At 34.6% G+C, this 21,525-nt stretch carries 21 protein-coding genes and 1 other RNA gene; 10 read left to right on the forward strand and 12 right to left on the reverse strand.

The features are described from left to right. Positions 1-12: 12 nt before the first annotated feature. Complete coding sequence (locus tag MWU65_RS04175) at positions 13-672, reverse strand: N-acetylmuramoyl-L-alanine amidase (protein ID WP_247075923.1); 660 nt, start codon at positions 670-672, stop codon at positions 13-15. A 188-nt stretch (positions 673-860) separates the two neighbouring features. Here MWU65_RS04175 and MWU65_RS04180 point away from each other — a divergent pair, with 188 nt between their 5' ends. The 8 genes from MWU65_RS04180 to MWU65_RS04215 are packed head-to-tail and all read left to right on the forward strand — an operon-like array spanning position 861 to position 7,671. Further along, the gene (locus MWU65_RS04180; protein WP_247075924.1) at positions 861-1,148 is read left to right on the forward strand and encodes a hypothetical protein; all 288 of its coding nucleotides are present in this window, start codon (positions 861-863) and stop codon (positions 1,146-1,148) included. 37 nt (positions 1,149-1,185) lie between these two features. After that, the gene (locus MWU65_RS04185; protein WP_247075925.1) at positions 1,186-1,470 is read left to right on the forward strand and encodes a hypothetical protein; all 285 of its coding nucleotides are present in this window, start codon (positions 1,186-1,188) and stop codon (positions 1,468-1,470) included. Beyond that, positions 1,457-3,859, forward strand: a complete 2,403-nt coding sequence (locus MWU65_RS04190; protein ID WP_247075926.1) for a TraG family conjugative transposon ATPase — start codon at positions 1,457-1,459, stop codon at positions 3,857-3,859. Before MWU65_RS04185 ends, MWU65_RS04190 begins: the two co-directional genes overlap by 14 nt. A 4-nt stretch (positions 3,860-3,863) precedes the next feature. Beyond that, complete coding sequence (locus MWU65_RS04195; protein ID WP_247075927.1) at positions 3,864-4,439, forward strand: conjugal transfer protein; 576 nt, start codon at positions 3,864-3,866, stop codon at positions 4,437-4,439. A gap of 1 nt (position 4,440) precedes the next feature. Then, complete coding sequence (locus tag MWU65_RS04200) at positions 4,441-5,283, forward strand: hypothetical protein (protein WP_247075928.1); 843 nt, start codon at positions 4,441-4,443, stop codon at positions 5,281-5,283. Between the two features lie 10 nt (positions 5,284-5,293). Further along, entirely contained in the window at positions 5,294-5,908 is a 615-nt protein-coding gene (locus tag MWU65_RS04205; RefSeq protein WP_247075929.1) for a conjugal transfer protein TraK, read from the forward strand. A gap of 30 nt (positions 5,909-5,938) precedes the next feature. Continuing rightward, positions 5,939-6,868: a conjugative transposon protein TraM gene (gene traM / locus MWU65_RS04210; protein ID WP_247075930.1), complete on the forward strand. Its 930-nt coding sequence runs from the start codon at positions 5,939-5,941 to the stop codon at positions 6,866-6,868. Further along, positions 6,865-7,671 (forward strand): DUF4138 domain-containing protein, encoded by an 807-nt coding sequence (locus tag MWU65_RS04215; RefSeq protein ID WP_247075931.1) that lies wholly within the window; start codon positions 6,865-6,867, stop codon positions 7,669-7,671. The genes traM and MWU65_RS04215 overlap by 4 nt, the downstream gene beginning before the upstream one ends. 298 nt (positions 7,672-7,969) lie before the next feature. Here MWU65_RS04215 and MWU65_RS04220 read toward each other — a convergent pair whose 3' ends face one another. Together MWU65_RS04220 and ssrA are read right to left on the reverse strand one after the other, a co-directional pair. Beyond that, positions 7,970-9,220: a site-specific integrase gene (locus tag MWU65_RS04220; RefSeq protein WP_247075932.1), complete on the reverse strand. Its 1,251-nt coding sequence runs from the start codon at positions 9,218-9,220 to the stop codon at positions 7,970-7,972. 236 nt (positions 9,221-9,456) lie between these two features. Then, positions 9,457-9,852, reverse strand: a transfer-messenger RNA (tmRNA) gene (gene ssrA, locus MWU65_RS04225). 206 nt (positions 9,853-10,058) lie between these two features. On the opposite strand from ssrA, the gene MWU65_RS04230 reads away from it, so the two are divergent. Beyond that, positions 10,059-11,264 carry an NAD(P)-dependent oxidoreductase gene (locus MWU65_RS04230; RefSeq protein WP_247075933.1) on the forward strand — a complete coding sequence of 402 codons (1,206 nt, stop codon included), beginning with the start codon at positions 10,059-10,061 and terminating at the stop codon, positions 11,262-11,264. 22 nt (positions 11,265-11,286) lie between these two features. Here the strand turns inward: MWU65_RS04230 and MWU65_RS04235 are convergent, their stop codons facing one another. Genes MWU65_RS04235 through MWU65_RS04260 form a run of 6 tightly spaced genes read right to left on the reverse strand, consistent with a single transcriptional unit; the run spans position 11,287 to position 15,060 of the window. Beyond that, the gene (locus MWU65_RS04235) at positions 11,287-11,934 is read right to left on the reverse strand and encodes a DUF1361 domain-containing protein (protein ID WP_348646018.1); all 648 of its coding nucleotides are present in this window, start codon (positions 11,932-11,934) and stop codon (positions 11,287-11,289) included. A gap of 4 nt (positions 11,935-11,938) precedes the next feature. Continuing rightward, on the reverse strand, positions 11,939-12,235 hold the full coding sequence (locus MWU65_RS04240) for a hypothetical protein (RefSeq protein ID WP_247075934.1): 297 nt from the start codon (positions 12,233-12,235) through the stop codon (positions 11,939-11,941). 2 nt (positions 12,236-12,237) lie between these two features. Then, positions 12,238-13,623 carry a DUF4173 domain-containing protein gene (locus tag MWU65_RS04245; RefSeq protein WP_247075935.1) on the reverse strand — a complete coding sequence of 462 codons (1,386 nt, stop codon included), beginning with the start codon at positions 13,621-13,623 and terminating at the stop codon, positions 12,238-12,240. 9 nt (positions 13,624-13,632) lie between these two features. Next, complete coding sequence (locus tag MWU65_RS04250) at positions 13,633-14,088, reverse strand: ubiquinone biosynthesis protein COQ4 (RefSeq protein WP_247075936.1); 456 nt, start codon at positions 14,086-14,088, stop codon at positions 13,633-13,635. A 55-nt stretch (positions 14,089-14,143) separates the two neighbouring features. After that, positions 14,144-14,434, reverse strand: a complete 291-nt coding sequence (locus MWU65_RS04255) for a transcriptional regulator (RefSeq protein WP_247075937.1) — start codon at positions 14,432-14,434, stop codon at positions 14,144-14,146. Positions 14,435-14,436: 2 nt separating this feature from the next. Further along, positions 14,437-15,060 (reverse strand): hypothetical protein, encoded by a 624-nt coding sequence (locus tag MWU65_RS04260; RefSeq protein ID WP_247075938.1) that lies wholly within the window; start codon positions 15,058-15,060, stop codon positions 14,437-14,439. A gap of 79 nt (positions 15,061-15,139) precedes the next feature. Between MWU65_RS04260 and MWU65_RS04265 the strand changes: the two genes are divergently transcribed. Further along, complete coding sequence (locus tag MWU65_RS04265) at positions 15,140-15,499, forward strand: DUF1801 domain-containing protein (RefSeq protein ID WP_247075939.1); 360 nt, start codon at positions 15,140-15,142, stop codon at positions 15,497-15,499. Between the two features lie 326 nt (positions 15,500-15,825). Here MWU65_RS04265 and MWU65_RS04270 read toward each other — a convergent pair whose 3' ends face one another. The 3 genes from MWU65_RS04270 to MWU65_RS04280 all read right to left on the reverse strand — a co-directional run bounded on the left by MWU65_RS04270 (position 15,826) and on the right by MWU65_RS04280 (position 21,512). Next, on the reverse strand, positions 15,826-17,433 hold the full coding sequence (locus MWU65_RS04270) for a sulfatase (protein ID WP_247075940.1): 1,608 nt from the start codon (positions 17,431-17,433) through the stop codon (positions 15,826-15,828). A 106-nt stretch (positions 17,434-17,539) separates the two neighbouring features. Beyond that, positions 17,540-19,456, reverse strand: a complete 1,917-nt coding sequence (locus MWU65_RS04275; protein WP_247075941.1) for a TlpA disulfide reductase family protein — start codon at positions 19,454-19,456, stop codon at positions 17,540-17,542. Between the two features lie 88 nt (positions 19,457-19,544). After that, entirely contained in the window at positions 19,545-21,512 is a 1,968-nt protein-coding gene (locus MWU65_RS04280; RefSeq protein ID WP_247075942.1) for a DUF3857 domain-containing protein, read from the reverse strand. Positions 21,513-21,525 lie beyond the last annotated feature (13 nt).

Genomic DNA, 21,525 nt, shown 5'->3' on the forward strand with positions numbered 1-21,525 from the left:
AGTTTAATTACCTTAATTCCAAGCTCTTCCATAATATTTGAAATTTTTATTTAAACATTCCAAAAATACCTTTGCCATAACTACAAAATTTTCGGAATTTTGGTAATATTTACTTTCATCAGTGTTGCTCAAAAACCCCAATTCCAATAACACAGAGGGAAAGAAATCTATAGTTTCTCGTAATACCTGAAAATTAGCGAACTTCACACCTCTACTTTCAAAACCCAACTGCCTTTTGAAAGAAGTATGAAACTCAAAAGCCAACCAAGCGGCCTCTTTTGAATATTGTGATAAAGTATTGGCCACATATACTTCAACCCCTCTCGCATTTGGATTATCTGAATGATTGCAATGCAAAGAAATAAACACATCTGCTTTTATAACCTTAGCCAGCTTAGTTCTATCCGATAGCGAAATAAGCGTGTCCTTATATCGGGTTAAATAAATATCTAAAGGTTTTTCTAATTCTTTATTTAGTTTCAAAATGGCGTTCGCAATATCCATTATGATGTCCTTTTCTTGGATTTTATTTATACCAATTGCACCACCATCTTTTCCACCGTGTCCAACATCAATTAGGATTCGTTTTTGAGCACTTATTTCTTGCCCAAAAACCAAACACATATTTAAAAGTAAAATGGCTAAGCTGACGTTTTTGAGTACATTTTTCATCTTCATTTTTTTGGTTATCAACAAACTAGCATCAAAACTTAATAGTATTTGATGTTAAATAATAGTAATTAATTTCAATTAATATCAAATAATATTATTTTCACAAATAGTTGAAAATCAGTTATTTATAAACAAATATATGTAAATTTATGGGAGCAATAATTCATTAAAATTAAAACTTTTCAATTATGACTAAATCAAATTATTTAGCAGTTTTTATTTCGTTACTCTCAACCTCACTTTTTGCACAAATTGGTGGCATCGAAGATTCAGTTGATGATGTTTCGAACACAATCAGAACAATTTTCCCGATTATCCTTGGTGTAATTTTCCTAGTAGGATTTCTATTTAATGCGGGACACTTCTTTGGAGAAAATGCAGATCTTAAAAAAGGAATTACCAGGGTTCTAGTATTCGTTTTGATTGCAGGTGCAGTAGTAGGCATATTTACTTATCTCATCGGAATCGTAGTCTAAGTCGCTAAGCGACATTTGGTAAACAATAAATGGAATTATGAAGAAGTTTGAGGTCTATAAAAACATCAGGAAACGGGCAGTCATTTTTGGATTGCCCATATCCTTGTTTGCCTTAATGATGATGTCCATACTTGCATCATTGATGGTTATAATTTTCTCATTCAGCTTTGTGATTATTATTGGCATTTTCATTTTTAATGCTGCGCTATATGTGGCTTTAACTCGAATTTCCAATAACCCACAACTATTTCAGTTGGCAAAGGCTTTTCCTAAAATAATAAGTAACAAAAGAAATTCAGGCTTCGATTATGAACAAGATTAATCTGTCAGCATATAAACCCATAATAGATATTCAAGACAATATTGTATTTGCCAATAATGGTAATGTGATCTTGTGTTATGAAGGAAATCTTCCAGAAATATATTCCTTATCTGAAAAGGACTTTGAAGATATGCACGTTGCTTGGTTTCAGGCATTAAAATCTTTACCTGTTGGAACTGTGGTTCACAAACAGGATATCTACCTTAAAAAAACCTATGCTTCAGATAAGCTTCCTAATTCAACCTTTTTGGAAAAAGCTACAAACGAACATTTTAAAGGACGTGAGCATATTGAACATAAATGCTATTTATTCTTCATCCTTACTAAGAATAAGCCACTCAACAATGCGAAATATGTCAATCCCTTCCGTAAGGTTTCCAAAGGTATTGTACAGGAAATGGATGACAATATTAAAACCTTTATCGGTTCGGTAAATGATACAGTTTCCTTCATCAATAACAGTCGTAAAGTTAAACTGACACCACTGAACCCAGAAATAATAAAGAGCATCAGTGATGCTTATTTCAATGGCTTTAACGAAGGTTTTGATACCGACATTATATTAGATAAAAAAAGCGTCAATATTGGCGAAAACCATTTTGATGCCCTAGCCATCAATAGCGAACTGTGCTTTGGCGAGAGTGTACAGAGTAGCAAAACTAATGAGAAATTCACTTCGGATGATTTTGTATTTCATCAAGGGTTTATTGATGGCATAGGGCTTACGCTAAATGAAAACCACATTGTTAATCAAATTATTTATTTAGATGATAAGCAAAAATGGCGCAAGCTCTTAGACAAGAAAATTGAAGAGCTGAACAAAAGTTCCAATTTTGGCTCGCAAAACAAAGTGATACATGGTAAAATTCAACACATTTTAGACCAGATAAATGCTGATGATAATGCACGTCTTATTCGTGGTCATCTAAACATTGTGTATTGGACTAAGGAAACCAAAGAGTTAGATAAAATAACTTCAAAAATTAAAACCGAATTTAAGGAACTCGACATCATTCCTTATTACCCAAGAGGAGAAGAACGTAAAAACTATATTCTAAACAGTTATTGCTGTTTCTCGTCTAATTTCTCAAACAATGATTTATACGTTACAGATTTAAAGCACGCACTTTGCCTGTTTATAAATAACACCAATTATAAGTCAGACAATACGGGTATTATTTTTAATGACCGTGAGCATAATATCCCTGTTTTAAAGGATGTTTGGGACGAGAAAAAGAAGCGGATTAAGGCACGTAATTTCGCCATTTTTGCACCAACTGGTGAAGGAAAATCTTTCCTTGCAAATAATATACTACGTCAATATTTTGAAAGTGGCGTGCGCTTGGTTATTATAGATTTAGGTGGTTCTTATACCAAATTTGCCAAACTCTATCCAGAGAAATACACAGTGCTTCGCTATGAAAGTGGTAAGAATTTAGGCATCAACCCTTTTTACATCAGCCATCAAAATGACTTAACACCAGAGCGTCTTGAAGATTTATCTGTATTTCTATTTGAGTTGTTTGCTTCAGATTTAAAAGCGACAAAAGCACAATCAGTTTCAATAAAAAAAATAATACGGCATTATTATGATAGTACATCTGAAAATCATTCCCTTGAAGGTTTTTACAACTTTATAGAAAGAAAGCAAAAAGATCTTCTGAGTTCCCTTAAAATCCATCCCGACTACTTTAATGTTACCAGCTTCTTGCACGTAATGTCCGAATATGTCGGCAATGGTCTATATAGTTTTCTGTTTGAAGTAAGTGAAGATCAAACCTATAAAATTGAAGACAAACGCTTGATTGTTTTTGAACTCGATGAAGTAAAAGACAATAAGGAAATCCTATCTGTAATGTTGAAGCTTATTAAATCGGCTATTCAAAGAACCATTTGGAAAAACCGTGCTGAAAAAGGAATCATCTTATTTGATGAATTTGCCAAGCAACTAAAGTTCGAAAATGTATTAGAAAGTGTAGAGTTCTACTATCAGGCGATACGTAAACAAAACGGTGCGATTGGCATTATCCTGCAATCAATAAACCAGTTGCCCAACAATTCCACCTCGGCAAGTATCCTTGAAAACACACAGGTCATTTATAGTCTGAATAACGAGAAAGGCTATGACGAACTGGTTAAAAGACTCAATTTATCCAGTCACGATTTAAACCAACTAAAATCTATTAAAAACAATCTTTCTGGTCCACGTAAGTACACCGAAATGTTTATCAAAATCGGGAAGGAAAGCAACATTTTTAGGCTCGAAGTACCTAAGGAAGTGTATGCTGCATATCTAACTGACGGACAAGAAAATGAGGCTATTATGGCTATTTATGAAAGCACTCAAAATATGGAAAAAGCAATACTAGAATTCACATCTAAACTATAATATTATGAAATCTATAATCTTACTTATCGCATTGGCAGTTATCTTTTTACTACCTGCCCGTGCAACCTCCCAAGGATTTCCAACGTATGACAATACCAATTTTGTAAGCTTGGTAAAACAATTGGTAGAATCGGGAAAACAAACAGCTCAAATGATTAAGTCTGTAAAGTTCTTAAAAGAAGCAAAAGAAAGTATTGAAAAAGTATCAAGTGTAGTACAGCAGTTAAAAGCTGTTCGGGAAATCGGTAGAAATAACCAACGTCTTATTGAGGTTATGCAAGATGATCTGAGAGACATTCTTAGGAGCCCTTATATTAAACCAGATGAAGTTGCCAGAGTATCAGAATCGTTTACATCAATTGTTGAGAATTCTTTGGACACAATGGATTTTATAGAGCAAATTTTAACTAGTGATAATCTAAAGATGAGCGATGCCGAACGTGCCGAAATCTTGAAAGCAAAAGAATTGGAATCCAAGCAAATGGTTTCCAACTTCATTACGAAAACGAAACGATATCGTGATATTATTTCCTTCAGAAAAATGCAGGATAAAGTCAATAACCGCGAAACAGAATATTAAAATGAATGCGACTATCATTTTAGGGATAGGATTGGAATACATTGATACGGTATTCCAGACCATACAGGCAAGCGACTTTTCGCAATATTCCATTGCCGGAATGAAAACGCTCGCTGTCTTATTTTTCTTGGTTAATATTCTTAAAAAATACAACGAAGGCATTGCAGACAAAGATGGCTATACTTGGGGATTGAGTCCGACCGAACTGGCTAAGAATTTTGCCATTGTCCTTATCGTTATATTTTCAACGCAGGTGTTGGGATTTTTTGATGGGATTTTAGTGGCCATTGAAGGACAATACCGCAGCACGGCACCGGCATTATTGCCTTTGCAAATGCAGGATATTCCATTAGAGGAAGATGTAAGTCTTTTTGATGCCGCAAGTTCGGCCATGGCGCTCTTATATGAAGCTTTGGTAACGCCACTATACGGATTCAAGATTTTGGCTTTTATCCTAAGTACCATACTCTGGATATTAGATTTGTTTATCTATCCGTTATTCTTGGCAGAGCGTTTTTTCCTTTTGGGTATTATGCAGGCATTCTTCCCTTTAGTCATTAGCCTTGCAGTCTTTGAAAAGTTCCGATCCTTAGCCTATACCTTTTTCAAGCTGTATGCAGCGGTATATCTGTTGGTACCCGCATTTTTCCTGGTCAATGTTTTTGTAAATGCACTCTATACGGAAATCAATACCAACTTTTGGAACAGTCTTTTTGGTACGGATGTGGGTCAAGGTTTCTTCGCTCCCGTGGTGCAGCTAGGTTCTGTGGGTTTTATCGTTTTTCTGAAATTCAAGCTGTATCGGCGTGCCACCTCTTTCACCTTAAGACTTTTTTCTCATTAATTAAATTCCTATGAAAACACCATATAAGAATATCTATAACGTCTTAAAATTAAATCGATTTATCGTTTTGGTAGTCGTTGTTTGTGCCATATTGTCCAGCACATTTTCTGTTTGGATGGTATTCAATACCAATCAAAAGGCACTAAATAGTGCCTTTGCGATTAGTACAGATGGTAGTATTATTCCCTTGAAGCTCGTTACCCAAAAAGAGAATTTTAAGGTCGAAGCTTTGGCACATCTGGAATTGTTCCACAATTACTTCTATAACATCGATGCCAGTAATTATGAACGAAACTTGGAAAAAGCACTTTGGTTGGGCAATAGTTCAATAGATAATCTATACCGCCAAAAGAAAGCGGATGGTGTGTATAATCGCCTTCTGCAATATTCCTTGGTACAAAAGGTATTGGGCATAAAATCCCAAATTGTGGAAAAGAATGGGACTTATAATTTCAAAACGGTTACACTATTTGAAATAAATAGAGGCTCTATAATTGACACTTACGAATTAGTTTCCAGCGGTAACCTTATTATGGTTGACCGAAACTTTCCTAACAATCCGCACGGACTTCTGATCACAAGCTATTTCGAAAACACTTTAAAAAAACTAAATGATAAAAATTGAGCCGATAATCGGCAATTAAAAACCACTATTATGAAGATAGAAAAGAACAAAATAGTATTTGCATCAGTATTGGTTGTGATTTTCATATTCCTGATTTCATATTCCGTGATGGTAATGGGCGATGATGAAAGTGAAAATGAAAACCTTGAACAAACTTTAGTTCCAGATTTGGAAGAAAATCAAGAAGAATATGATTCTAAATTGGATGCCATTAACGATTTGAAGGAAGTACGGGAAAATAATGCCCCAAGTATCTACGATGAAAGACTCATTGATTCCCTTGGCTTTTTTGATGCAGATTTGCCCGAACGTGAAAAAGAACGTATCGTGGATAGTATCTATGATGCTGGAAGGATTCAATATTCAAAAAAGAAATATCAAAACTTCGCAAAAGATAAAGCTGTCCCAAAAGTTATCGAATCAATTGATACTGCCGAAATCAAAAGTGAAATGAAGATTCAAAGCAGAGAACTAGGTCTGGAACATCAACTATTTTTTGCTGCTTCTCCCAAGCCAAACGATTTTTCAAAGATCGGGAATACGGATGAAACAATCTATGTGGTTGTGGATGGCACCCAAGTAGTCAAAGCAAATTCCCGATTGAGAATGCGACTTAACAAAGCTGCGATGATTAACAATAAGGAAATGCCAAAAAACACCCTTGTATTCGGATTTATAAGCTTTAAATCCAATCGTGCCTTGATTGAGATTGAAAATATAATACACCATTCAACCAAGTTGAAGGCTTTCGATTTACAGGACGGTAGTGAAGGTATTTACGTAGAGAACAATTTTAGAGCTGAAGCGACCAATGAAGTTTTGGATGACATTATAGGCGATATCAATATTCCCACAGTTCCGCAAGTAGGTGGAATTACGAAAGTACTTAGACGAAATAACCGTAATGTAAAAGTGACCGTACTAAATAATTACAGACTAATTCTAAAACCTAGGCTATGAGAACATTCATTTTATTATATGTTATTATGATTTCTGTTTTTGCGAAAGCGCAAACATCAAAAATACTAGATACCATTTATGCCAACGATACTAAAAACGTTGCTTTGTTTTTCCCTGAACCCATACGGCAAGGTATAACTGGGTCTGATAATTTTGTATTTACCTACAACCGTGAGAAAGAACAGTATTTTGGACTGCTACAAGCAAAACCAGGAACGGAAAGCAACCTATTGACCGTAACCATTGACGGTAATGTGTATTCCTATATTCTAAAGTATTCTAATATACTTCCAAAGCTAAATTTTTTCATTAATAAAAATGAAAGTATTGGTAGTGAACTTCCTAAAGAAATAAAGGACAGCCCCATTACAAAACCAGTAAATGAATATGCAAATAGGATAACAAATTTTCAAAAATTCAGCGAATTCTTATTAAAATCCAACTATGAAAATATTGAAACCAAACGTGAAAAGGGCATCAAATTACAGTTGCAAAAAATGACCTATGATGCTTCTGAAGTATATTTGGTTTTTGAAGTTAAAAACAAGTCAGGAATCGATTTTGAAATCGACTATCTCAACGTATATAGAACCAACGGCAATAAAAAAAGAAATGCCTCCTACCAAAGATTGCAACAAGGGGTAATTTACAAACACAAAATGCCCTATTCTATAATAGATGGGGAAATCCAACGCTTTGTGTATGTGATTCCAAAATTTGTATTGGGCGATAATGAAAAACTGCTGCTGGAGCTGAAGGAATTGAAAGGAAATAGAAAAGTGATTTTAAAAACCAAACTATAAATTTTTAACCTCTATTTAAAAAGAGTTTTTGGCTATACATAGGGATGTATTCTATTGTATTATTTTTAGCTGTCTAAATGTTGTTTCAGTTTATTCCAAGGTGCTTTTTAAGTCTTGTTTTTAATTGAATCATATTATTACTAATTTTCTTTTTAATTACTCTAGCGTAACTTTATGTCGTGGACAATTTAGTATGGCCAAGCAACTTGAAAACAGTTTCAATTGGAACGTCATTTAATAATACTATTGTTGTGGCATAAGGTAGATACCTATAAGATTTTATGTTTACAAGCTAGTGCTATTTTTTACGATTCTTTTTGCCTTTCTTTTTCTTGTCAGAAGCCATTTTTTCTTGTAGAATTTTCATATCATCATTCACTTTTCGGTCAATGATTTTCGCATAGTGTTGAGTTGTCCGTAGATTTTTATGCCCCAACATTTTTCCAACTGTTTCTATTGGAACTCCATTTGATAAAGTTACTGTGGTTGCAAACGTATGACGGGCTAAATGAGTTGTCAAATTCTTTTTGATACCGCAGAGTTCTGCAATCTCCTTTAAATATTCATTGGATTTTTGATTGCTTAAAACAGGAATAAGACATTCGCCATCTATAACTTTTGGATGATCCTGATAGCGCTCCAAAATTGCAACGGCAGGAGGGAGCAGGGGAATGACTAATTGCGTTTTGGTTTTGGTTCGTTTTGCCTGGATGCAAAAATTGCCATCGATGTCCGTAACAATATTATCAGCATTCAATTTCTGAATATCAATATAAGCGAGACCCGTATAACAACAGAATACAAACATATCTTTTACGATTGAAAGCCGTTCACTAGGAATTCTTTTACGTATCATTTTGTCTAGTTCCTTTTGTGTGAGAAATTCCCGTTCTACCGTTTTAAATTTTATTTTATAATTGTAGAATGGGTCTTTACTAATCCATTCATTCCCCACAGCAATGCGGATGATTTTCTTAAAATTATTCACATACTTTAAAGTAGAATTATGATTGCAAGCTTTTTTCTCCTTTAAAAAATATTCAAAACCACGAATAAATCTTAGATTCACATCCCGGACAGGAATATCTTCTTTACTATATGTTTCTTTTACATACTTGTAAATATGATTTCTGGTCGTGTGATATCTTTTGTAGGTTCCAAGCGCAAATTCAATATCAATCAATTTCTCCATCTGCTTGTTGTGCTCGTCAAAAACTTCGAGAAGCATTTTGGGCTTTTCCTTTTTGCCGAGATAAAGGTCTTTGATGTCTTGCGAAGTAAATGGGTCGCCTTTATCAATAAGCTTATTTTGAATCCGATTTATCTTATGAAGAATATTTGTCATAAGAGTGCTTAATTCTTCAGCTTCTGTTCCTTTCCCCTTCAATTTATTCATCCGGGAGTCCCATTTTTCAGGATCTATTTTTCGATGTAAACTGATTGTTGATCGCTTGCCATCCACTGTTATTCTTAGATACAAGCCTGCTTTTCCGTTTTTATCTTTTCGCTCGTCCTTGAGGTAAAAAAGAGTAGAGAATGTTGTGTTCATAAAATAGGTGTCGATTAATACCTTATAAAGGTATAAAAAATCAACGAGCATAATTTTATATTTAACATTATATCAATTAGTTACAGAGAAATCGACACCACTTTTGTATTTTTAAAATAGGTGTCGATTAGGTGACTTTTTATATGCTATTATTTGCTATCATATGATATCAATAAAAACGAAAAACCCTGTAAATCATAGAGTTACAGGGTTTTTGTGTTGACTTGGTAGTCAAAAAGTGGAGCCGGAGGGATTCGAACCCTCGTCCAAACAAGTAATTACAATGCTTTCTACGTGCTTAGTTTTTGATTAATTTTAGATGTGTAGCTGACCAAAAACCGCCCAATACACACTTAGCTTTTTTAGTTTTAAAATTATGCCAAAGCCTCACAATTTCTATATTGACATTTCTGGTGCCCTAATTAGAATCGCCGTCAACAAAGGCTATTCCAGGACATCTCGCTTCCCTACCTGGTAGGGACGAGGCTTATCCTACTATAATTCGGATTAAGCGGCAAGAGCGTAATTATTTTCGCCTATTAAAAGTGTGAAATATGATATTTACGAGCTGTATCTCAGCGCTCGGCATGCTTACACTCCAATTAGTCTCGCAGTCAAAACCAGTCGGCCCCAAAATTTCAATGATCGTTGTCAGGGCGTTTTAACGGGCTATCCGCTAAATTTTTTTGTATAAAAAAACAAAAAAGATACCGCTACTATCCCTAACGCGGTCAGCAAAGGTACTTCAAAAAGTATTCCAAAAAAAGTTTTGGCAGTATAGCTGTCAAAAGTTACATTTGAAACACCGTAGCAGTAAAAAGTTAGAAAACCATAGTATATGAAATTCGGAATCATTAAAGAACGTAAAAATCCACCAGATCGTCGTGTTGTTTTATCTCCAGAAGCCTGTAAAACAGTGACTTCTGCATTTTTGGAAGCAGAAATAGTGGTAGAGCCTTCAAACATTCGAGTCTATAAAGATGCTGAATATATAGCAGAAAACTTGCAAGTAGCCGATAAAATGGAAGATTGTGATGTGCTTATTGGTGTAAAAGAAGTCCCAATAAAAGCGCTTATTCCGAATAAAAAGTACTTTTTCTTTTCACATACCATAAAAAAACAGCCGTATAACAGAAAATTACTGCAAGCTCTTCTGGAAAAAAACATTGAATTTTTTGATCATGAGGTAATCGTAAATAGTAAAGGTGCACGCTTGGTGGCTTTTGGTAGGTATGCTGGTATTGTTGGAGCCTATAATGGGTTTAGGGCCTACGGATTAAAGTATGGCACATTTTTATTGCCCAAAGCAGAGGAATTAAAAGATCAACAAGCATTAATTACGATCTTAAAGAAGATTAAACTTCCTGCTATTAAAATTATACTTACAGGCAAAGGTAGAGTAGGTAATGGAGCCAAAGAAATGCTAGATGGTATGGGTTTAAAAAAGGTAACCGTAAAAGATTATTTAGAAAAAGAATTTACGGAAGCCGTGTATTGCCAAATAGACGCCTCTGAATACAACAAACGTAAGGATGGGGTACGTGGCTCAAAAGTAGATTTTTTTACAAATCCTAGAGCGTACAAATCAAACTTCTATCGTTTTGCACAAGTATCTGATTTTTATATAGCTGGGCATTTTTATGGTGATGGCGCTCCCTATTTGTATACCCGAGAGGACGCCAAGCAAACTGATTTTAAAATACGAGTCGTGGCAGACGTTAGTTGCGATATAGATGGCCCGGTGGCAAGTACCATTAAACCCTCTACTATTGCAGACCCTGTGTATGGGTATGACCCAAAAACAGAATCTGTAACAGATTTTAAGAACCATGAGGCTATTGCCGTTATGGCAGTAGATAATTTGCCTTGTGAGCTGCCAAGGGATGCCAGTGTGGGTTTTGGTGAGTCTTTTTTAAAGTACGTAATCCCAGCATTTTTTAATCAGGATAAGGACGGTGTCTTAGAGCGTGCCAGAATGACTAAAGATGGCAAGCTCACCCCAAGATTTGCATATTTGCAAGACTATGTAGATGGCAAAGAATAAAATTAAATATGTTGCTGCTCCTTTAGTTTTGTTTGACTATTTTGGTTTGTAAAATCCAAAATAAAATCCATACCAAACCCCCAAAAGCAAAGGTCATAGCCCAAACATTATAGTGGGTGAGACTCTGTATTATATTGTAGCCAACTACAAGAGGTTTGGTGAATAAGTCCCAGGAATTAAAACGTAAAAACCGACCTAGATAAACCCCGTAACCACACAAAAGGCTTAGGTAGATCATAAAGAAGTTCGCATTTTTAGTCTCGTATTTGTCTTTCAATATTTGGTAAATATCAATCATAGAGAATAACCCCAATAGCAATCCATTGATGGCGTAGACAAATACAATGAGCATGTCTAACCAAATTAAGGAGGCATTTTCATTCTGTAAATGCACTAAATCGGTTATAATATACGGACTGTTAGGTAGGAATAACAACCATAAACCAAAAGTAAAAAATTGCACTATTTTGTTCGTTTTGTGCGCGATAAGGTATTTTAACATTTGAGAAAAAAAGTAGGGGAGTGCAGCCAAAAATAGATTCCAAACTAAAAATGTGAAAAAGAGCGAACCAGTTATCTGTATTCTTATCATAAGAATTTGTAGTGCAAAAAGCAAGGATACTAATAGGGGTATATGGTTTTTGAAATATTTAATCAGAAGTATTTTCATTGCTTTATAATGTTAGAGAATTTAAATAAAAAATTGAGATTGGAATGTTAGCAAGGAGGAGCACAATGGCTATAATATGTTCGTCAAAATCTTGATGCTTTTTAACTGTATTTACTGCTAAAACTAGTAGCGTAATGCTATTTGTTAGTACAGCAAGAAGCACAAAGGCAAAGCCTATACCCAGAATCGCCGGAAAGTCTACAGAAACTTGAATTAAAAATAGTAGGGTCCCAATAGAGAAACAACTAATAGCTAAATACACGGCGAACTTATTTATGCTATAGGTGAAAAGTGACATCATAATTAGTTGTTTTTAATAAAGTTGTTGATGGTGTATTCTTGCCAAACTCTGGCTTTTAAGTCATTTGTATAGCGATTTGTCCTTTTTAAGATTCGGTCATTTTCTGTAGGAGTTAACTTGTTTGCATTTTTAGTTGCATACTTTAACAAGTAGGTACTGTTACTAGAATCTAGACTCATTAAATAGTTTACATCTGGATTTTCAATGTGCGCTAAGTTGAAGGTTGTAATGAATCTATCCCAAGGTATCGCGCTAGAGAATATGAGTATTGCAAATGCAATGGTTGTATTTGATCGTAGTAAAAACAAAAAGTTTTTTTGCTTGCTTATTTTTATTCCAACAGTTAGTAAGCCACCTATAATAAGTAGTAAATAGATAAATACACCAATACGTTTGTAGGTAAATCCGAGTTCACTTACATAGGTGTAATTTTTATAGAATGTAGTTGTTGTTAAAACTAGGTTTAAAGCAATCCATAAAAATGACAAAGATTTTAAGGATTTATTTTTTATAATAAAATTTAGGTTCCCTCTAAAATAATAGAGTATAACTGCAATGGCACATATGATTGACACTAATAAGGCGTAAACACCTTGGTGTACAGATTGGCTATATTGGCTTTCACTAGTAACATTAGGGTTAGATAAATATATAATATCTGTAACTAAAAACACGAGTAGTAAAAGGTTTAAGGCGCCAAGAACAATACTAGCTATGGTAACTTCATTTCCTAGTTTTTTAATTAGTACAGCGGAAAAAGTAGTTTTAGGTTTTGGTAAATCATCACCCAATTCTAGGTCTTTTTCTATCAAGATATGGGAATGGTATGGACGCAACAAATGAAGAAAAATAAAATAACCAAGTGCCGTTAAAAGCAACCAGTTAATACTTATAAAACTTAGGTTAATTTTATGGAGTAGTTCATTAAATATGGGATTGGCTTTGCTGTACAATGTTGTAAATAGAAATACGAAAACTAACGCTATTACAATGCCCTTTCCATATAAGATTAGAGTAGTGTTCTTTTTTCTTGGGATTGATTTTTCTGAATGTATTGTATTTACGATTGATGCACTAGTGATGCTTATTAACCCTACCAAGCCAGCAATAGGAGTAGCAATTTTTTGTGATGCTGTTTTTCCAATCAAAATGAATAATGCTACAAAATAGGCAAAACTAGTTAAGGAAGATGGATGTATAAAAACAAACAAACCACTTAGAATAAAAGCACTAAGGAATAGCCAAGGAATTTTATTCTTGAGGGTATTCATCACTAGGATAAAACTAATTAGTAGCGATAGTATAAAAAGATTGAGCCCTAAATCTTTGGCAAAAAATAGGAGACTAAATACCAGAGCTAATAGGATCGATTTTAAGTGTGTATTCATAATTTTTATTTAAGAGATTAAAAATGTTGTTTTTATGGTTTGTAGGGGTAAATGAAGCATCTTATGAAAATTTAACTGATGAAATTGTAAAGCTTTTGTACCCTTTGTATAGGCCTGCTTGTAAAATTTTAGGTAATCAGGAAAAAGCAGGAGCCCAAAGAACACCACTGCAAATAGATAGGGACTGCGTTTGCTATTGCCCAGTAAATAGAATTGCATGCTGATTTCTTCAGGGACAGTGGTTCCTGTATTGGTTAGGACATGAAATACATCATGATTTTCTAATTTTTCCTGTAGCTCAAAACTATGTTCCCTTAGGAAGTTGCCTAAACAATGCCCAAGGGTGTTTTTGGGATATGCCAAAAGGGAATCGATTGAAATGTTCCATGCATCATTTTTTTTGATGAACTTTTGATATGGGATTTTACTCCACTCGTATAATTTTTCTAGTATGAATGCTCTCATTTTTTATATTGTAAAGTACTTTGAAATTCAAAGTAAATAATTAAAAAAATAGGGATTACTTTCCTATTAATTTTTCTAAGGCATCAATATGCTTTTTAAAAGCTTGCTTGCCTAACTTGGTGGCTATATAGCGGGTATTTGGTTTTCTTCCAATAAATTGTTTTTCTACAGTGATATAGTCTTCTTTCTCTAGGGCCTTAGTATGGCTGGCTATATTGCCATCTGTGGCTCCTAATAATTCTTTTAACATATTAAAATCGGCAAAATCATTCACCATTAAAATAGACATAATGCCCAATCTAATGCGGTGATCAAATGCTTTGTTAATATTGTTAATTATGCTCATATTTAGTGGCGATCGTGTTTAAAATACATCAATGATCCATAGATAATATGGCATACCCCAAACCCAAGCGCCCAAAAATACAAGCCGTAGCCAATAAATTGTGTAGAAATTAAACCAATTGCAATTATGGTAATGCCTAAATAGCGTACCCCACCAAGCGTATATTTACTTGCGTTAACACAAGCAAGGCCATAAAAAATTAAGGTAGCTGGAGCAACAATTTTTATGTATTCGTATTGTATGAGTACCAGGCAGAATAAACCACCCACTACTAAGGGTAGTGCAAAATTTAAGAGCAAGCGTTTGCTAGAAATGTCCCACATTTTTTCACCGCTACGTTTGGCTTTAAAATAGGTTAGTATAGTGCCTGTAATAAGGGCCAAGGCCATAACAGACAAGGCGATAATTAATAAATAATCTAATTGTCCGAGTGTTGTAAAAAACCGTCGTATTTCATTGGGTTCCTTTCCAATTGTAGAGATGATGTTGTGGGCTAAATAAGCACCTATTAAAGCGTAAACACCTGCTAATATTCCTGATAATCCACTGAGCGACATAAATCTTGAAGATTTGCGCATCATATTTTTGATTTCAGAAATGTCGTCTAAATATTTTTTAGAATCCATATAAAGTACTTTGAACTACAAAGTAAAATAAAATTATTGAGTTGTGCAATAGTGAGGATAAAATTTATATTTTTAAAATATGAATCCAGCAGAGGACTATATTTTTAATCAGCCAGAGCATTATCGGGGTATCTTAATGCATTTGCAGCATATTATAGAAAAAACCTTGCCCGAAGCCGATTTAAAATTTAAGTATAAAATTCCCTTTTATTATATAGGAGGGAGGCCCTGTTGCTATTTAAATCAATCTAAAGATTATGTAGATCTTGGTTTTTGGAATGCGGCGCATTTAACCATTCACCTTGAACACATGACTACGGAAGGCCGGAAGATGATGAAATCATTACGCTATACTTCGTTAGAGGAAATAGATGATGCTATTCTAATTGCCGTATTAAAAGATGCCTTTGCTGTTAAGCATAAAAAGTTTTATAAATGAAAAGCAGTGGTTTAAAGTACTAAGTCGAAAGTTCAAGGGCTTGCATTTTGGCACGTAACGCTTTTTTATTCGCCTTGTGGTTTTGTTTATTTGTTGAAGTGGCTTTAAGATTTAGTTTTATTTACCTAACACCTAACACCTAACACCCAAATGTACTAGGTCTAAAGTCCAAGGTAAAAAGTACCAAGTCTTTAATTATGGAACTTTATAATCTTAATGTTATGACTTTGCCACTAGTTGCCTAGAATTGGGTACTTTAAACCGTAAACCGTAAACTGTCAACCGTCAACCGTCAACAAACAACTATCAACTACCAACCAACACCGCTATTCTTTAATAAACCCTTTATCTTTATAGATCTGAATGTATTTATTGTTCAATTCATCAGAATCTTTATACTTTACACGTAAGGCTTCAAGTTTGGTTTTCAATTCGGTTACAATTTCTGCATAGGCAGGGTCGTTGTACACATTGTTAATTTCGCTTGGATCCTTTTCCTGATCATACAATTCCCACTGATCTACATCGTAATAAAAATGAATCAACTTATATTCTTTGGTGGCAATACCATAATGTCTTTTAACGGTATGTTCAGAAGGATACTCATAGTAGTGGTAGTACACCGCATCTCTATCCCATTTTTCTTTATCTCCTTTTAACAGGGGAATTAAGCTTTTACCTTGCATATCATCCGGAGGGGTAAGGCCGGCAATTTCAAGAAAAGTCTGGGCAAAATCTAAATTCTGTACCATTTCGTCTTCCGTAGTATTTGGTGTAATTACATTAGGCCACTTAATTAATAAGGGTGTTTTAAACGATTCGTTGTACATAAAACGCTTGTCGAACCAACCGTGTTCACCTAGGTAAAATCCTTGGTCTGACGTATAAACAACCACAGTGTTTTTAGCCAAACCAGCATCGTCCATATAGTTCAATAAACGCCCCACATTTTCGTCAACCGCAGCAATAGTTCCCAAATAATCTTGTAGGTATCGCTGATATTTCCAAACCATAAGGGTAGAGTCGGTCATGGTTGGGTATCTTTTTTTAAAATCTTCATTAATGGGGTCATATACGGCATCCCAAGCCTTTTTTTGCTCCGGAGTCATTCTAGTAAGTGCAGAGCTTAATTGCTTCCCTTTAATATTTAGTTCTTCTACGACTTCTGGCTTTACCTTATTGTCATATATTAAATACATGTGTTTTAGAATATTCATTTCAGCTGTTTTGGCAGCGTCACCTCTGGTAGCATAATCATCAAACAAGGTAGCAGGCAAAGGATATATTTTTTCAGTAAATTCTTTGTAGTGTCTTTCAGCTGGAATCCAAGATCTATGGGGAGCTTTGTGTAAATACATTAAAAGGAAAGGCTTCGTTGTATCTCTACGTTTTTGCATCCAATCCAATGTTAAGTCGGTAATGATATCAGTAACATAACCGGTAATCGTTGTATCTCCTTTTTGGGTGATAAATTTAGGGTTGTTGTAACTTCCTTGACCCGGAAGAATTTTAAATTCATCAAAACCCTTGGGGTTGTTTCCAAAATGCAGTTTGCCAAACATAGCTGTGTTGTAGCCCGATTTTTGTAAGATTTGAGGGAAAGTTACATTGGTGGTGTCAAAAGGAAATGAGTTATCAACCTTGCCGTTTAAATGGGAATGTTTTCCAGTTAGTATAACCGCCCTGGATGGTGCGCAAATAGAATTGGTGACACTTGCGTTGGTGAATAGCATTCCTTCTTTAGCGATACGATCAATGTTTGGCGTTTGAATTAATTTATCACTATACGCGCTAATCGCCTGGTAAGCGTGATCATCAGACATGATGAAAACAATATTAGGTCTTGTTTGTGTTTCTTCTTTTTTAGTTGCTGTTTTACATGCACTTAAAAGAATAAAAAAGGTAACAAATAGATAGTATAGGCTAGTCTTCATAAGATAGATTCATTGAAATGAAAAAAATATTGGCTAAAGATAATCATTATAAAAAAAAGAAGACAACCTAAATTAGATTGTCTTCCCTGTATTAAAAAAAATATTGTTAGGAATTTAACAAGTCTATTTTAATAGACAATTCCTTCACTAATTTGGCAGAACTTCCACTATAACCAATAGTGATAAATTTTATATTTCCGTCTGGTCCAATTATTACTTTGGTAGGAATGCCTCTTACTTCAAAATTAGAGGCAACTAAGAATTCACGACTTCCTACTTCTATGGGGTTGTCTAAGACCACTTCAAACGTATAATTATTATCCTTAATAAAATTAGCTGCAAGTGTACTTCTTGTTTCAAAATCGCCACTTTCCAGAGTATTTATAAATAAGAAAACAACAGAATCATCATCCTTATATTTATCTACTACCATTTGCATACCAGGAAAGGCAGCTTTACAAGGGCCACACCACCTTGCCCAAAAGTCTAAAACAACGGTTTTACCTTTTAATGCGGCTAAATCTACCGTTTCTCCGTTTGTGTTTTTAAGCGAAAAATTCTTAGGCGCCTTAGTAATCATTTTTTCTTTAGTTTCTGCAACAAGCATTTCATTTGCTATTTTTTCTAAGGCTTCAAAATCTTTTTGATAGCCTTCTGTTGAGCCTTTTGTGTTGATATATGCTTCCTTATAATAGTCATTAATTTTAGTTGAAGTATTCCCTGCCTTAATATAATTAGCGGCCTCTGTGACTGCCTGGTCATACTTTTGACCAGCCATTAGAAATTGAATATACCTTTCGTTTAACTCAGCATTTAAGCCCTTTCCTGTCGCTATTTTTTGGTAGGTAATAGCTTCATCTACATCGCCTTGTTTGTACTTTATTAGGGCATAGGTGTCTGCGTACATGTTAAACGTATTTTCCATACTTTGCTTGTATTGCGAAGCAGTATAGTATTCTGGTTTGTCACTCAAGTCGTTTATAGATGCTTTGATGAGGTCTAGAGATTTTTTAGAAATATCAGCAGCGAAATCTAAGTTTTCGCCTTTTTCTGCATAGTTCCAAGCAATACTGTTATAGGCACTAGGTACCATATTTTTATCAAAAACTTTAGCCATCAAAGAGGTGTACTCTTCTTTGTTGTTATTTTTTATAGCAGCCTCAGCCAGTCGTGTAAGCATCATATCTCTAATGCGAGATTCTGTCCCAAAATTAGCTTCAAAAGCAGTATAAATTTCTTTCCTTTTATTGTAATCTTGTTCGTTGTAAAATTCCATCCATAGTTCTTCTTGAGCAGCTGCACCTTTTGGAAATTTAACTTTGAGTACCTTTTGAACTGAATCTAGTAATTCAGCCTTACCGTTGGTCTGGTATAAGATGCCTAAATTCCGATATTGGAGTTCGGTTAAATTAGCGCTACTGGCATATTCAGCAATACGATTGTCTATGTATTTTTTACCTTCTTCCTTATTTTGAGTTATTAAACTTCGAGGAAATACGGCATCCCAGTTCTCTTGTAGGTCTTTGTTTTTTAACAAATCATCCTTCATTAATTTCACTGCCATTGCTTTGTCTACCTCAATTCCAAAATTTGAAGCATATCTTAACTGGTACATTCCTATGCCAGCCATTGCTCCTGGAATGGTGTCACCTTTTGAAGTTGTTAATGGAAAAATATAGCCTTTTTTGTTATTGTGATCAAAATCTTTTCCGATTTTGAAATTGAAAGCGATTGCGGTTGCTGAGTCTGGTATGGCAAGAGCCGCTTTGTATACAGTGTCTGCCTTGGTAAGGTTTAGGTCTACAGGGTAAGCCTTACTACCTACCATATAATAGTAGTAAGCACTTAGGTCTTTTTGCTCTGCATCAGTTTTGTAGGTGACATTCAATGTTTCACCAGCAACTGGCATAGTCTTAGATAGGTGCAAGTTCCCAATAGTTGCTCCCATATCTTTGGGTGTTTCTTTACAAGACATGCAAATAGCTAAGAAGCTAAGTGCAATAACAATAGTAGATGTTTTCATAGCGTTTTTTTATTTTTGTTTTTTGATTGAGGGTTAAAACTACTTGTTTTTTATTCAATTGATAGTGATTTTTATGCTTTAGTAAAAGTTAAACCTTTTTTAGTACAATCAATGAATTGTTTTGAATAGTTGTAACCAGCTTAAATAGTTCTTTTAGCGCAAAATAACTATCAACTGAGTAGTGCGAATTGTTTAGGTTGAGTTTAAAAATTAAAGTTATGCTTCCAGGTTTATGCGTAAAGTTTAATTGTAAATCTCCTCCATCATTAGGTAGTGTTGCATGCTTTTTTTTAGGGAGTTCAGCAACTGTAAAATCCTTAGGCAGTGTAATGTTTACCGTATATAAATACTTGCGAGCATATCCAAAATCAACGGGGTAATTGCGTTCCTCTAAGGTAAAGGGGTTTTTATCAAAGAATTTAACTAAAAAAGGGTTTAAGTAAATGATGTTGTTTTCTTGAGTGTAACTTTTACTAAAATTAAAGTCTTCAACAGTACGAATTTCATTACTTTGTTCTTCTGATAAAATATAGTCATCGATTTCAAAATCATTGCCTACTTGGTCTTCTTTTTGTGTTAAATACTCTTCCTCAGTTAGATTCTGTATAGTGGCTTTTCTATGAATGGCCATATACCCATTGTTCATTTCTTTAATGGATCCAGTGATGTTGTTAGCATCCGAATTTAAATTAAGTTCCGCTATCACAAATGTTTGATTGTTTTTTTCGGGCACTATATCATACCAATAGCTATCATTTTTAAAATCCATTACCCTTCCTTGGTAATTAAGGCATCGGAAAGGTAGCATACCAAAAGGTAGTAGTTTTTCTGATGCGTCTAAGAGGTATGTTTTACCATTAATTTCCGTTTTGGCAATTACGTAATTGAAATCTGACATGACCGGATGGGATTTTTTGGGAAGGCCATTTTGCCGGGTAGATAACAAAACAAGGTCGGTCTTAATATCTGCGGTATTTAGTAGGTTTATTAAAGAGATGTTTATCTCGCCAATATTGCCTACTCTGTCATCAAAAGCACTTTTTACACGGATCCCTTTATAGATGCCATAATCCCCGTTCCAGCTGAATCTATTTTTTACAAAATTATAAATGTTCTTTGCCTTAGTTAGTTCGTCACCCTGCGTTAAAAGAGTGTCGGGAACATTGTTTTTAAGGAAACTTTTTTTGGTTAACTGTCCACCGATATCCTTGTCTTGCCTAAATTCTCTATCTACATCCTCCCAACTTTTGGTGTATCTTTTTTTACGGCCATCTAGCCCCATGTATTCAGACAACTCAAAATCTAATCGCGATATATAATTTTTGGAAGTCAGCATGTAACCTTCTTCATCTTTAAAGGCAGGGACGTCCTTCATAGCATATTTTAAGGTTTCGCAATCTGCTCTAGCCGGATACCCCTCTATGTGAAAACAGTCTTTTTCAATAGAAGATTCATTTACTGTTAATTTTAAAAAGCCTAGGAGTGATCTATTATAAAAGTAATTGCCTGGAATTTTGGCATTAAATTCACTGTAAAGCTTAGGTAAATTAGACTGAAAGGTCCAGCCTTGAAAATTAAAGATAAAAGGAGATATAAGGGTGTATTCATATTCAATGATGCTGCCAACATTTACATTGGGAAAAGCAAACTTCTTCACCGACCATCGTTCGTTGATATCGGAGGTAAAGATATTATTTTTAGACAGCCTTGTTTGCGATTCTCCGTTGTGGGTAATGGCTTTTATATCTTCAATTTCTTCAGTTGCCTGGTCACCATGGAACAGTGGAATGGCAATATTAGCCTCCCTAAGGCCTTCTTTTTTTAGGATTTTAATTTTTATATAGTATTTTTTTACAACCTTGATGCTTCCTTGAATAGCTTCAAAATAATTATCTCCTTTTTCATACAATACAACAGCATAAGCACTGCTGTCTTTTGGGTAGCTAGTGAATTTTTTATCGGCTTGGGTTAATACACCAAAGGTTTGACTTTCCTGTGCGGTTAAAAATGCAAAGCTTATGAAAGCAATACATACTAAAGTGATGGTTTTTAGCATTGGTTGGTTGGTT

The sequence above is a fragment of the Cellulophaga sp. F20128 genome, assembly GCF_023015805.1.
Lineage (GTDB): Bacteria > Bacteroidota > Bacteroidia > Flavobacteriales > Flavobacteriaceae > Cellulophaga.